Origin of the sequence: Ferruginibacter sp. (genome assembly GCF_014377975.1) — a bacterium.
Classification (GTDB): domain Bacteria; phylum Bacteroidota; class Bacteroidia; order Chitinophagales; family Chitinophagaceae; genus Ferruginibacter.
Map to the genome: position 1 here is coordinate 1 of NZ_JACMOO010000180.1, position 14,416 is coordinate 14,416.

Annotated in this window: 9 protein-coding genes and 1 pseudogene; 7 read left to right on the top strand and 3 right to left on the bottom strand. The window is 37.4% G+C overall.

Features of this window, described 5'->3' with window-relative positions; translation table 11 throughout:
• The coding region (locus H7254_RS10540; protein ID WP_301932932.1) for a hypothetical protein at positions 1-276 on the top strand (276 nt) is incomplete at its 5' end.
• Positions 277-303: 27 nt separating this feature from the next.
• Positions 304-945: an HXXEE domain-containing protein gene (locus tag H7254_RS10545; protein ID WP_301932933.1), complete on the top strand. Its 642-nt coding sequence runs from the start codon at positions 304-306 to the stop codon at positions 943-945.
• Between the two features lie 449 nt (positions 946-1,394).
• Here the strand turns inward: H7254_RS10545 and H7254_RS21495 are convergent.
• Both H7254_RS21495 and H7254_RS10550 read right to left on the bottom strand, forming a co-directional pair.
• Positions 1,395-1,601: pseudogene (locus tag H7254_RS21495) on the bottom strand (transposase); the annotation flags it as partial.
• Between the two features lie 420 nt (positions 1,602-2,021).
• Entirely contained in the window at positions 2,022-2,708 is a 687-nt protein-coding gene (locus tag H7254_RS10550) for a phosphatase PAP2 family protein (protein WP_301932934.1), read from the bottom strand.
• 465 nt (positions 2,709-3,173) lie between these two features.
• Between H7254_RS10550 and H7254_RS10555 the strand changes: the two genes are divergently transcribed.
• The 3 genes from H7254_RS10555 to H7254_RS10565 are packed head-to-tail and all read left to right on the top strand — an operon-like array spanning position 3,174 to position 8,643.
• Positions 3,174-3,905: an ImuA family protein gene (locus H7254_RS10555; RefSeq protein ID WP_301932935.1), complete on the top strand. Its 732-nt coding sequence runs from the start codon at positions 3,174-3,176 to the stop codon at positions 3,903-3,905.
• A gap of 1 nt (position 3,906) precedes the next feature.
• Positions 3,907-5,406 (top strand): DNA polymerase Y family protein, encoded by a 1,500-nt coding sequence (locus H7254_RS10560; RefSeq protein WP_301932936.1) that lies wholly within the window; start codon positions 3,907-3,909, stop codon positions 5,404-5,406.
• 12 nt (positions 5,407-5,418) lie between these two features.
• The gene (locus H7254_RS10565) at positions 5,419-8,643 is read left to right on the top strand and encodes an error-prone DNA polymerase (RefSeq protein ID WP_301932937.1); all 3,225 of its coding nucleotides are present in this window, start codon (positions 5,419-5,421) and stop codon (positions 8,641-8,643) included.
• A 102-nt stretch (positions 8,644-8,745) separates the two neighbouring features.
• Here the strand turns inward: H7254_RS10565 and H7254_RS10570 are convergent, their stop codons facing one another.
• Positions 8,746-9,645, bottom strand: a complete 900-nt coding sequence (locus tag H7254_RS10570; protein WP_301932938.1) for an MBL fold metallo-hydrolase — start codon at positions 9,643-9,645, stop codon at positions 8,746-8,748.
• Positions 9,646-10,403: 758 nt separating this feature from the next.
• Between H7254_RS10570 and H7254_RS10575 the strand changes: the two genes are divergently transcribed.
• Entirely contained in the window at positions 10,404-12,920 is a 2,517-nt protein-coding gene (locus tag H7254_RS10575) for a DUF1549 domain-containing protein (RefSeq protein ID WP_301932939.1), read from the top strand.
• A gap of 33 nt (positions 12,921-12,953) precedes the next feature.
• Complete coding sequence (locus H7254_RS10580) at positions 12,954-14,372, top strand: DUF1501 domain-containing protein (protein WP_301924154.1); 1,419 nt, start codon at positions 12,954-12,956, stop codon at positions 14,370-14,372.
• Positions 14,373-14,416 lie beyond the last annotated feature (44 nt).

Genomic DNA, 14,416 nt, shown 5'->3' on the forward strand with positions numbered 1-14,416 from the left:
AATGCTGCTGTCTGGTTCTTCTTTGCGTGTTACTGTGGATTGAAAATATCTGGCTGGTATCAATTCGACAAATCACATGTGGATGGTAATTTTTTGAGGTTGGAATCAACAACAAAAACAAAGACCCAAGTAATTATGTCCATCAGCAGACCATTGCGAAGGGCAATTGATCTTGCTCTTGAAACTGTACTTACGAACCGGGAGCAAAAGATTAACGATAAATTGAAGGTAATAGGAGAGAAGGTTAAAATAAAAAAGTACATTACTACTTATTGACCAACAACATGACAAATTAAATGAATAATGAAATTTCTAAGAAAACACTGGTTTGACATTGGAGGATTCTTATCAATTTTGGTTTTGGGATTTATTTATTTAAATTTCAAAACATTGACCAACTACCAACTTTTAATGTGGTTAAGTTTGACATCTCTTTTCTTTCATCAGTTGGAAGAATATAGATTTGTGGGAACATTTCCAGGAATGATTAACACGGTAATGTATAAAAGCAAAATACCCGACCGATACCCTTTAAATACTAATACTTCGCTTTACATTAATGTTTTTATTGGTTGGCTATCTTATTTTATTGCAGCCCTGTTTGCAGAAGAAGCTGTTTGGTTAGGGATGGCAACAATTATGGTGTCGCTTGGAAATACAATTGCTCATACGATAGTTTTTAACATTAAAGGAAAAACTATTTACAATGCAGGACAGTTAACAAGTTTACTATTTTTTGCACCATGTATTTACTTTTTTATTAAAATTATTGATGAAGACAATTTGGTTATAACCAAAGACTTTTTAATTGGTATTTTACTTGGAATAGCTTTAAATATAATTGGAGTTTTAAAACTAATTGATTGGATGGCAGACAAAAACACCACATATATTTTTGACAATCGAAATTTATTAACTAAAGATAGAAAAAACAACATCAGCTAACATTTAGTCGTATAGCTGAGCCCCCGAATTTAAAAAGGCTCAACTTATAATGCAAAAGCTTCGGTCATCAGGAACTGGTTATTATTTATTTTTTTTTGATCGAGTGCGGCCAGTCTGCCATAAGTTGTAAGGTACCGTTGGTTCAGAATTTCTGATAACCGGTATTTTTTCCTAGATCACTAAAATGAAAAGATTGGGCCACATGTAAGGTTATTTCAGGACGAGACATATTTCCATTAAAAGTGGAAAATCCATGCAAATTGAGCCCCTGCCGCCATTTCAAATTGACTCCCTAAAAAACGATTTAAAAAAGGTTCTAAAAAAGACTGCTAAATAAAACTAAAAAAGTGATAAAGAACTGTGTGCTGTGGAATAAAAATAGTGATTAATCCTTGTCGCTTTTTTATAAAAATAATCCCATTATTGCATTTACTTTTTTTTGCAATGATTCACCGTACAATTTTATTCGTATGGATTGGTGAACTATTATTTCCTGATGGCACTCCGTAACCTATTCCCCAAAGATGACCACCCCAATACCTCCTCTTTAACTCTGAATATTCCACTAACAATATTTTTGCATTCCTACCTTTTAAACGCTTCAACATTTCACTTATACTTAATTTGGCAGGGTAACTTAAATGCAAATGAATATGATCTTTACTTACAACTCATTTCAGTATTTGTATATCTAAACTATCACAAGTCTGACGGATTAACTCCCTGCATCGAATTTGGATATCACCTCGTAAAACTTATAAAAATATTTTGTACCCCATACTAACTGAACATGCAATTGATAAACACTATGATTACCTTTTCTAATATTTTGAATCCTACAAATTTAGTTAGGTTTGTAGAAGCTAAAGCCTCGGACTAAAGTCCGTAGCTTGAATTACCGTATTGAGACCAGTCAATTGTCCGCATCGAAGTATTTTAACAATAGTATTTTATTTTTTCAATTGTTTAATAATATTTCTAAAATTTTCCGTCAATGCGGCCAGGTACTTCCAATAACTAATGACTTATTAAATATTCAATAACATTAAGTATTCAACATGATAGAAAGCTAAGTTTTATTCAGCAGGTATTTTCACCTTACCAAATAGAATCCATTTAGCCAGCAATAACCATATTATTCCAAGGCTAAAACCTGCAATAACATCACTGGCATAATGTAGTTTTAAATAAATTCTGCTAAAGCCAACCATACCTGCCAGCATAAAAAGCAATACAATCAAACTCCATTTTATAAAGTTATTTTTTATATTTTTATAGCCAATATAAGCAAGCATACCATAAAAAACAATGCTGCTAAAAGAATGACCGCTTGGGAAACTATAACCATGTGCCTTTGCAATTAATGGCAGCAACGGCCGCTGCCGCTGGAGAAGAAATTTCAACAAAAACAGTACTGCAGTACCAATAATTGTAATGGCGGAAATTTTCAATGCATCATATTGTTGCTTTTTTATGAAGAGCACAAAAAGGATGAGTAAAATATTGGCAGGTATTAAAAATTGAGCCGAGCCAAAAAAAGTAATTACTTGCATCATCCCCGTATTAGCAGCATTAATGTAGGGTAAAATGGAAGTAAAAACATGCCTATCAAAAGAAGGGTTATTATCTTCAAAAACCATATCTGCCACTGCGTACAAACACAACATACACACCACAAATATAAATATCAGTAAAACCAACGATAAGGATACTTCTTCAAAAAAGTTCTTTATCCGTAAACAAATGTTGCTCCTTTTCTTCATTGGAAAACCTTTGTGTAAAATAAATCAATGTTATTCGTAAATCGTAAAATGATTCATTCCAAATTATTTAAAATTTCTGTATTTTTTTTTACATCAATTGCTGGTTTATACAGCCTTAAAATATTTCTTTCTGTAACTATTTTTTTTCTTTCCTGTGGTAACAATCGCCTTGTTAATATTATATAATTTACCCAAAACCGGATATGGATTACCCTGTTTTTTTTTAAATTCCATACCTGTAAAATAACTATGAGTTGGCACAATATTTTCGTTTATTAAAAAAGTTATAAGGTGCCGTATAGGTGGGTTATTTTCAAAAATGTAGAAGAGGAGCAGGGATTACAAACATAATAAAGGCAGTTAATATTCTGTTTACAAATTACTTATGAACGGAAAAATATAAAATCAGTATTTATGCTAAATTATTTAGTAATTTTACTAATTATTTAGTAATAGTTTACATCAATGACAGCATCAAAAGCAGATATTATTGCAAGGTTGCAAAAGGATATTTTGCCCTTGCAGGGAATTAAAACAGGATTGAATAATACTGCCCTGGATAAAATAATTGGTCCGTTAAAAAATGCTTTTCCCGGTAATTCATTTCCTATAGGAGCCATACACGAATTTATTGCCGGAGGGAGGGAAGATGTTGCTGTAACAAGCGCTTTTATAGCAGGCATATTTGCTCCGCTAATGCAAAACGGTGGTGTAGTTATCTGGATTGGTTCCGCCCATACCATTTTTCCTCCGGGCTTAAAATCATTTGGTATTGTACCTGATAAAATCATTTTTATTGATTTGAAAAAAGAAAAAGAAATGCTGTGGACCATGGAAGAATCTTTAAAGTGTGCGGGCATTGCAGCAGTGATCGGCGAAATAAAAGAACTGAATTTTACTGCATCAAGGCGCCTGCAATTAGCAGTCGAAAAAAGCCAGGTTACAGGCTTCGTCATTCGTAATAATCCACAAAGTATAACCACTACAGCCTGTGTTACCCGATGGAAGATTACAGCTTTATCCAGTGAGTTTGAAGATGGCTTACCCGGCGTAGGTTTCCCCCGGTGGAATGTAGATTTGTTAAAAGTCAGAAACGGTAAGCCAGGTAACTGGCAGATAGAACATAGTGCAGGATGCTTCAGGCATATTTATAAACTGGCGGTTATTCCCCCACAATTACAACAAAAAACGGGGTAATATGGGTAAACGTTTTGTGTCTATATGGTTCCGTCATCTTAATACGGATTGGTTAATCCGTCGCCAGCATGGTTTAAAAGAACTGCCTTTTGTTATAGTTACAAAAGATCATGGACGAATGATTATAACCTCGGCAAATATATTGGCTCAAAAACAGGGCGTAAATTCCAATATGCTGTTAGCCGATGCAAGAGCTTTCATTCCTGGTTTGCTGTATTTTGATGAGGAGCCGGAAAGAGCTGCTAAATTATTAACAGGTCTTGCGGAGTGGTGCATCCGTTATACGCCTTTAGCAGCAATTGATTTACCAGATGGGCTGATACTGGATGTTTCGGGCTGTCCGCACCTTTGGGGAGGTGAAAACGAATACCTGGCTACCATTACTAAACGCTTAAGCTATTTCGGTTATCATACACAATGTGCAATGGCAGATACTATTGGCACTGCATGGGCGATTGCCCGCTTTGGAAGCAACCATTTAATTATTGAAAATGGACAGCAAACAGCAGCATTGCTTTCATTGCCTCCATCTGCACTTAGACTGGAACCGGCAACAATAGAACGCTTAGAAAAGCTGGGCCTCCGTAAAATACAACATTTTATCAGTATGCCCCGCACGGCATTGCGCAGGCGTTTTGGAAAAGAATTATTACTTCGGTTAGACCAGGCAATAGGTTGTACAGACGAAATAATTGAACCGGTTATACCTGTAGTACTGTACCTGGAAAGATTACCCTGCCTTGAACCAATTGTAACAGCAACAGGTATTGAAATTGCGTTGCATAGATTACTGGAGGCTTTATGCCTACGTTTTTTAAAAGAAGAAAAGGGTCTTCGAAAAGCGATATTAAAATGCTGCCGGGTAGATGGAAAAATTAAAACAATTGAGATTGGCACCAATCGTCCTTCCTGCAATAGCAGGCATTTATTTAAATTATTTGAAGATAAGATTGCCACCATTGAACCTGCGTTGGGGATAGAGTTGTTTATCCTTGAAGCACCAATAGTAGAAGAACTTTCACCGGTACAGGAAAAACTTTTTGAAAGTAATAGTGGTTTAGATGATATTGGTTTAGCCGAACTGCTGGACAGGATAGGCGGAAAGATTGGAACCCATCATATTCACCGTTATGTTCCGGATGAACATTACTGGCCTGAACATTCTTTTAAAGAGGGTATTTTACATGAAACAATACTTACCCACTGGAAAGCCGAAAAGCCGAGACCATTGCAATTATTACCGCAACCTGAACCAATCACTGTAACTGCACCTGTACCGGATTACCCACCTATGAATTTCAGGTACAAAGGTAAATTGCATACAATTGCCAAAGCTGATGGACCGGAAAGAATTGAACAGGAATGGTGGCTGCAGGAGGGTAAACACAGGGACTATTATTATGTGGAAGATGAAGAAGGCCATCGTTACTGGCTATTTCGCTCAGGGCATTATGATGTTGCCAAATCTTATCAATGGTTTATTCATGGATTTTTTGCGTAAAACACAACCGGTATGAATTATACAGAGCTGCAGGTAACATCAAATTTTAGTTTTCTCCGTGGCGCATCTCATCCAGAAGAACTCGTTGAACAAGCAGTGCTATTGGGATACACAACAATAGCTATCACTGACCGAAATAGTTTTGCAGGCATCGTTCGTGCCCATGTTGCTGCAAAAAAAAATGGTATCCGTATTATTGTTGGTTGCCGCCTTGATTTAATAGATGGCATAAGTTTACTTGCTTATCCAACTAACATCAAAGCCTATTCGCAGTTATCCAACCTGCTTACTTTAGGAAACCGCCGTGCTAAAAAAGGAGAATGTCACCTCTATAAAAAAGATGTTTACCAATATGCAAAAGGAGTAAAGTTTATTGTGTTGCCACCTGAAGGATTAAATGACTTCTTTAAATTTGATGCTTCTTTTTTAATTGCTGCAAAAGAATACAAGCAGGCCCTGGGAGATGATGTATACATCGCTGCAAACAGGCTTTACCAGGGAGATGATAGTAAATATTTATTCCGGCTTGCACAGTTGTCGACTGAATTAAACATACCCATGGTGGCCACAAATGATGTACATTATCATAAAACTGAAAGAAGACAGTTGCAGGATTTGGTAACCTGTATCCGGGAGAAATGCACTATTCACACAGCGGGGTTTTTACTGTATTCCAATGCTGAAAGATATTTAAAACCACCATCCGAAATGTTTAGATTGTTTAGGCAATATCCCGATGCAATCATACGTACACAGGAGATTGCAGCAGCCTGCACTTTTTCTCTGGATGAATTAAAATATGAATATCCTGTAGAGTTAACAACCGATGGCCGCACGCCACAGGAAGAAATTACTTTCTTAGCCTGGCAGGGTGCCAAACAATTTTTTGGAGATGTGCTGCCTGAAAAAATAAGCACTTCCATAAAACATGAGTTGGTGTTTATTGAGGAGATGAATTATGCGGCTTACTTTCTTACAGTACATGATATCGTACGTTTTGCCAGACAGCAGAATATATTGTGTCAGGGCCGTGGCTCTGCTGCCAACTCAACCATTTGTTTTTGCCTGGGCATTACTTCTGTTAACCCTACAAAATTCGATTTGTTATTTGAACGTTTTATTTCTTCTGCCCGAAATGAACCACCGGACATTGATGTGGATTTTGAACACGAGCGCCGGGAAGAAGTAATGCAGTATGTGTTTCAAAAATATGGCCGTGACAGGGCAGCCATTGTTGCTACTGTTACGCAGCAACACCAGAAAGGTTCTATCCGGGATATAGGCAAGGCAATGGGTTTATCAGTGGATACCATTCATAAATTATCAGGGTCTCTCTGGGAGTTTACAGATGAATGGTTTGAAGGCAAACAATTAACCGGACAAGGGTTTAATCCTGCTGATAAACACCTGCATAAAGTGCTTCAGCTCACGAAGGAATTTATGGGCTTTCCACGCCAGCTTGGGCAACATACCGGCGGCTTTGTTATTACTAATGGTAAGCTGTCTGACCTATGCCCCATTATGAATGCACGTATGGCTGACCGTACCTGTATTGAATGGAACAAGGATGATATTGATGCACTCGGCTTTATGAAAATAGATGTGCTGGCATTGGGCATGCTTACCTGTATCCGCAAAGCTTTTAATATTGCCAAAGAAAACTATGGGCTTCATTTAACACTGGCAAATATACCACAGGATGATGCGGCGGTATATGAAATGATTTGTCATGCAGATACAATCGGTGTTTTTCAGATTGAAAGCCGCGCCCAGCAAAGTATGTTGCCAAGGCTGCAACCACGCTGCTTTTACGATCTGGTGATTGAAGTAGCCATCGTACGACCTGGGCCCATCCAGGGCGATATGGTACATCCTTATTTAAGAAGACGTAATGGCGAAGAACCGGTAGAGTATCCTTCTCCTGAATTAAAAGAGATATTGGGCCGCACTTTGGGTGTGCCCTTGTTTCAGGAACAGGCGATGAAAATTGCAATTGTAGCCGCAGGTTTTACGGCAGCCGAAGCCGATGAATTGCGCCGCAGCATGGCCACTTTTAAAGCAAAAGGACTGGTTACAAAATTTGAAGAAAAGTTAACCAAAGGCATGATGGAAAGAGGCTATCAAATGGAATATGCCCAACGTGTTTTTAAACAACTGGAAGGTTTTGGCAGCTACGGTTTTCCGGAAAGCCATGCTGCCAGTTTTGCTTTGCTTGTATATGTTTCTTCCTGGCTAAAATGTTTTTATCCTGATGTGTTTTGCTGTGCAATTTTAAACAGTATGCCCATGGGATTTTATCAGCCTGCACAATTAATTGGCGATGCCATAAAGCATGGTGTTGAAGTTAAGCCGGTAGATATCAACCATTCATTTTGGGATAATAAACTGGAAGAAAAATCAGGGAAGTATTGTATTCTACGGCTGGGTTTCCGGCAGGTAAAAGGCTTGCGGAATGAAGACGTTGCTATTTTAGTAGAAAACAGAAAACAATCTTACAACAGCATCAATGCACTCCGTGATATTGCTATGCCTGAAGCAGCACTGGAGAAACTGGCAGATGCTGATGCATTCCGTTCTATTGGACTGGACAGGCGGCAGGCCTTGTGGGAAGTATCTACCAAAGACAGACCGGAGGCAATGTTTGCAGGTCAGCCTTCATCAGATGCAACAGGTGAAAATATATCGCTGCCCACCATGTCAGCCTCCGAACATGTTGTGCAAGATTATGCTGCCACATCACTTTCCCTTAAAGCCCACCCCGTAAGTTTTGTAAGAGAAAAGTTAGACCAGCTTCGTATTACGCCAACCAATCAATTAGCTGCACTTAAAGATGGCGCTGTTGTAAAAGTAGCAGGACTTGTATTGGTACGGCAACGCCCCGGTACCGCCAAAGGCATTTGTTTTATGACCATTGAAGATGAAACCGGTTTTGCCAACCTGGTAATTTTTGAAAAACTCTTTGATCAGTTTAGAAAAGAAATTTTACAATCAAGGTTGATAATGGTGGAAGGCAAAGTGCAAATTGAAGGCGAAGTAATTCATGTAATTGTAAAATATTGTTACGATTTTTCAAAATTACTGCATCAGCTTACGGCAGCTAAAAATGATAATCCCCAGGTATTAACGTTGGCTTATGCTGATGAAAAATCTATCCCTTCGCATGCACAAAACAATAAACCAACACTAAAGGATGCAGATCAGGCAAAGATTTTTTTCGGTGGAAGAAATTTTAGATGAATGGATTTTTGAATTTGATTATTTTCAATTAATCTATTTTAAAAGTAATAAATTAAACCGCACTTATTTATATCAGGATGATATCTTTTATTTTACCATTACTTACTTAGGGTATATAATAAAACTGTGGTGAACTTCATACTGTGGCTTATCTCCAATTTTAATAAGTGCTTTATTAAGTTCTTTAAGATCCCTGACCTTTAACGGCAAAATATGTTCAAAAGGCTGAAATGTTGTTCCTGTAGGATAATCTTTTCCGGGTTGATTTGTCATTTCTATATGATTGCCCAAGAGGTAAGATATTGTATGGTTGGTTGTAAATTCAGTTAACCGCTCAATACTTAATTTAAAAGATAACCAATCGTGTATATACAACCTGCCAGGATAAAAGCTGTCTCCGGATAACAATATTTTTGTTTCGTAATCATACACTGCCACCGATGCATCCTGATGGCCGGGTATTGGTATAATTTCAAGGATTCTATCTCCTAAATCAATAGTACTATTTTTTAAAGGCCAGTTTTCAATTTTAAAAAAAGAGGTTACCTCCTCAACCGTTAAACCCGCAACCGTTGTATTTTCTTTATTTTTAAATTGACCATCTGCGGCAGTATGATCAGAGTGGGCGTGCGTATGGGCAACAACCAGGCTTACTTTAATACCTGATTTTTTTTCCCAATTATCAATAATTTTTCTAACAGTTGCATACAACGGGAATTTATTTTCATCTTCTGTTGCTCCGGTATCCATTAATAAAGCTTTTTTATTTCCTAAGAATAAAAATAAGAACGGTGCCTCGTAATTGATACATTTATTCTGCCGTAGCACCCAGGTATTATAATTAAGCTGAACAATTTGTATGGGAGGATCTATATTATTCTTACAATCTCCTGTTCCATGTATCCATTTTGTTTTATTAAGATTTGTAAGATTTTTATGTAAAACACTGCACGATGTAAAACTCAGAAGAATAATAAGGGATACTAAATCTTTACTTTTCATAATCATTGGTTCTTTAAAAGTACTTGTACAAGCGTTTAGCCCGTTAACCTTTGGTATTAAATAATGTTCCCTGTTATTAAAACAGGGAGTATGTATTACTAAGGTATAAATAATTACTATTACCAATAGTAACTTTCTTTTCTGTATAAATTATACAGTAGCAATAAAAAAAATATCCTCAAAAAAGGAATCTTTAAACGATATTACTTTTTTGTTAGATACCTCCGTGCAATTTTTTCATTCCCCATTTTGTAATTGTGCATAAGCCAATTTATATTGAAGCAACAAATAAGATGATTAATCATTTTAAACAAGGGGTAAAAATAAAAGAAGATGAAAATCTGAACGGCCAATATAATAAGTAAGGGCATTGGTCAGGAAAGAGCAACTGATAAATATCCAGGGATGTTTCATTTTATAGGATCTCGAAAATTGAAGTATAATCCAAAGAATATATTGTACTCGGAATAATATAAAAGTAAGTGATCCATAACTTTATGAGAATAATCATTTCGCTTTTGTAAACAAAAATTTTAATGTGACTTTAATATTGTGTTCAGGCTACCTACCGTTTTATATTTATATTTGATAAACGATTTTGCTCATAAAAACAGTTTACATTACGGTTTTCAGGTATCATACTTTGACTGAATGATAAATTACGTTTTATAATTTATTGAATAATTCAAGTATATAGCCTTGTTAAATTATCATAAAATTATCCAATAACTGAGTTTTAAAAAGTAGTATGAAAAATTATGATTGAAAAGCTAAATTCTAAATTCCAACATAAAAAGAAACTGGGCATTGCCTTTGTTATTATCCTTTCTTGTAGTATTATTCCATTTTTTTTGTTTGAAAGTCAGGCCCAGACAGCAGTTGCACCTGTAGCACAAAAAGAATCATTTTGGTTATGGAATTTCTTTGGTCACTTACATCCGGTGATAGTTCACTTTCCGGTTGGGCTTATTTTATTTGCGGCTATACTTGAACTTTTTACCCTAAAAAATTTCCATTCAAAACTTCGTCCGGGCATAAATCTGCTTGTTATTACAGGGGGTGTATCTGCCATCGTAGCTGCCGTTTTAGGATTGTTGCTGGCCCGTACCGGCGATTACGGTAAAAATATTTTAGCCATCCATCAATGGACAGGTATTGCAACAGCTTTTTTAGGTTCACTTGCTTTATTTTTTTTATTACAGCTTAAAAAAAATAATCAGCCTGGTTTAGTAAAGGCTTACAGGGGCATTCTTTTTTTTGCAGCCATCGGTGTTTCCATTGCAGGCCATTTTGGAGGCTCCTTAACACATGGAGGAGATTATCTTTCTGAAACAATACCCTGGAGCGCAGATTATAAGCCGCTTGTCGTAAATAATCTTGATGTGGCTACCCTTAAAAATGATACCGCTAAACTAACAAAAAAACAAGCGGCTGATCTTACTATACAAGTACGGGCAATACTTGCCCACAATTGTTATAAATGCCATGGCCCGGATAAAGTAAAAGGCGAACTCAGGCTTGATAGAAAAGATATGATTTTTAAAGGTGGCGAACATGGTGTAATTCTTACCGCTGGTAACCCAATGGAAAGCGAAATTGTAAAACGAATTACGCTTGCTGCCAATGATAAAAAAGCAATGCCATCAAAAGATAAAAGACTATCTGAAACAGAAGTTGACATCATTAAATTATGGATACAAAAAGGTGCACCCTGGCCTGCAGGTGGCGACAAGGATATTCAATTTCGGGTAGCCAAACTGGAGCCAAGAAATCCGCCATTGCCAGCACCATCCAACAATTTAAAAAATCCAATAGACCTTTGGGTAAATGAATATTTTAAACAGCATAAAATAGCCTGGGCACAACCTGTTGATGACAGAACTTATTTAAAAAGAATTTATTTAGATATTGTTGGATTACTTCCAACACCCAAAGAAGAAGCTGCTTTTATTTCAGATAACAGGCCTGATAAAAGAGGCTTATGGGTTCGGCAGGTTTTAAACCGCAATAACGATTATGCAGCCCACTGGATAACTTTTTGGAACGATGCATTGCGCAACGATTATACGGGTACTGGTTACATTACCGGCGGCCGGTATAATATTTCAGACTGGCTGTATAAATCACTAGCATACAATAAACCGTACAATCAGTTTGTACAGGAATTAATAAATCCTACAGAGAAATCAAAAGGTTTTATTGAAGGTATTAAATGGCGGGGTGTAATTAATGCAAGTCAACGAACAGAAATGCAGGCGGCACAAAATGTTTCGCAGGTTTTTCTCGGTCTTAATTTAAAATGCGCATCTTGTCACAATAGCTTTGTAAGCGATTGGAAATTAACCGATGCGTATGGCTTCGCCAATATCTTCGCAGATAGTTCGCTAGAAATAAACCGTTGCGATAAACCAACCGGAAAGTACACCGGGCCGGCAATGCTTTGGAAACAATTGGGTACCATTGATAGTGCTGCAACAACACAAGTAAAAAGAAAAGAACTTTCAGAAAACCTGACTAAGCCAGAAGATGGCCGTTTATACCGAACCATTGTTAACCGTGTTTGGGCGCAGCTAATGGGGCGTGGCCTTGTTGAACCAGTTGATGTAATGGACAATGAACCCTGGAGCCAGGATCTGCTGGACTGGATGGCATATAATTTTGTAGATGGTAAATACGACCTCAAGGAATTGATTTATTTAATTACTACTTCCAATATCTACCAGTTGCCTTCAGTTGGTTTTAAGGATCCAAATAAAATAATTGCCCCGGATTTTGTTTTTCGTGGCACCTTGATAAAACGAATGTCGGGCGAACAATTTGCAGATGCCATCAGCAGCATCATTCAACCGGTATTTGAGGAGTCGTTGATGGGTTATAATCCATATGCAAAAAGCTTACCCGCTACTCCAAAGCCAATATTTACCCGTGCATCACTGGTAGTTAATAATCCACTTCTTATTGCATTAGGGAGGCCAAGCAGGGAAACGGTATCAACCAACAGAGAATCGCAGGCAAATTTATTACAGGCGCTTGAGCTTACTAAAGGCGAAAGGTTTAATAATGCGTTGAAAAAGGGAGCAGAAAACTGGAAGGCTAAATACAATACCAGTGATGCAATTATTAACGAACTTTATAGCCGGGCTTTAAATCGTGCCCCCACAAAAAAAGAGTTTGAAATAGCAATAAAAGCATTGGGTACTAACGCGGATGTAGATTCGATTCAGGATTTATTTTGGGCAATTGTACTGCTTCCTGAATTTCAAATTATTTATTAAATTTATTTTTATTATACCATTAATTGTGCAACCATGAAAGATTGGAACAGAAGGCAATTTTTAAAAAATACCAGCGGAGCTACCTTAGCTGCATTAGCGGCAGGCGTGCCGGTTACCAGTTTTCTGGAGTCTTGCAGCAGTAAAATTTCTTCTAAAGCTGACACCGTTATTTTGCTTTGGATGGCAGGCGGCATGTCCCATACAGATACATTTGATCCTAAAAGATTTACTCCTTTTACAAAGGGCATGGATTCTAATAGTGTGCTCAGCACTTTCGCACCGGTTCGCACCGCATTGGATGGTATTAATTTTTCTGAAGGATTGGAATCTATTGGAAAAGTAATGGACAAGGGCACTTTAATACGTTCGTACGTTGCGGCAGATATGGGTTTTATATTACATGCCCGTCATCAGTATCACTGGCATACCTGTTACCGGCCACCGCAATCTGTTTTAGCCCCGCATTTAGGTGCATGGATTGCCAAACAGTTAGGCCCCGTAAATGCTGTTATTCCTCCGTTCATTGATATCGGCCAACGCTTTACTTTAGGTGAAGGTGAAGAATTAAAAGCCTTTCACAGTGCTGGTTTTTTAGGTAATGAGTTTGGTCCGTTTTTAATACCGGATCCATCAGCAGGATTGGATAGTGTTCGTCCGCCGGCGGGCATGTCCAACACCAGGTTTGAAAAAAGAAATCAATTATATGATGAACTGATCCGGCAAAGTCCGGTAGGCGAATTTGGAAGCGATTACCAAAAAGAATCTTTAAAAAGATCAATGGAACAGGCCTACATTTTATTAAAATCTCCGGAAGCGCAGGCTTTTGATCTTACCAGAGAACCAAAAGCAAGCTACGACATATACAACACCGGTAAATTTGGTTTGGGTTGTCTGATGGCTCGTCGCCTTACTGAACAAGGGGCCCGTTTTATAAGTGTAACAACAGAATACGAACCCTTTAAAGGATGGGATACCCATGAAAATGGTAACACGCGTTTAAAGGACATGAAAAAGCAAATAGATGGCCCGGTTGCTCAATTAATTAAAGATTTAGAACGCACGGGCAGACTTGACAGAACCCTTGTAATTTTAGCCAGCGAATTTAGCCGGGATATGATGGTAGAAGGCCGTCCGGATGCAAAAGTACAGGAACAGGTATCTCAGCCTGATGTTATTACAGACATGAAAAATTATGGAATGCATCGTCACTTTACCGATGGAGGATCTATATTAATGTTTGGTGGTGGTATAAAAAAAGGCCAGGTTTTTGGAAAAACAGCAGATGAAAGGCCTTGCAAAACAATTGAAAATCCACTGGTAATTGATCAGATTCACCAAACCATTTATCATGCATTAGGTATAGCCGAAGATGCACATTATGTTGTAGAAAAAAGACCGTTTTATACAACACCTGATGGATTGGGTAAAGCAGAGATGAAATTATTTTCGTGATTTTAATTTTGGGAGGGATTACTCTGAAAAATCAGTTTCTTTAT

Coding starts and splice junctions, on each gene's coding strand:
- H7254_RS10575 (WP_301932939.1), top strand. CDS start 10,404: ATGATTGAAAAGCTAAATTCTAAATTCCAACATAAAAAGAAACTGGGC.
- H7254_RS10545 (WP_301932933.1), top strand. CDS start 304: ATGAAATTTCTAAGAAAACACTGGTTTGACATTGGAGGATTCTTATCA.
- H7254_RS10580 (WP_301924154.1), top strand. CDS start 12,954: ATGAAAGATTGGAACAGAAGGCAATTTTTAAAAAATACCAGCGGAGCT.
- H7254_RS10565 (WP_301932937.1), top strand. CDS start 5,419: ATGAATTATACAGAGCTGCAGGTAACATCAAATTTTAGTTTTCTCCGT.
- H7254_RS10555 (WP_301932935.1), top strand. CDS start 3,174: ATGACAGCATCAAAAGCAGATATTATTGCAAGGTTGCAAAAGGATATT.
- H7254_RS10570 (WP_301932938.1), bottom strand. CDS start 9,645: ATGAAAAGTAAAGATTTAGTATCCCTTATTATTCTTCTGAGTTTTACA.
- H7254_RS10560 (WP_301932936.1), top strand. CDS start 3,907: ATGGGTAAACGTTTTGTGTCTATATGGTTCCGTCATCTTAATACGGAT.
- H7254_RS10550 (WP_301932934.1), bottom strand. CDS start 2,708: ATGAAGAAAAGGAGCAACATTTGTTTACGGATAAAGAACTTTTTTGAA.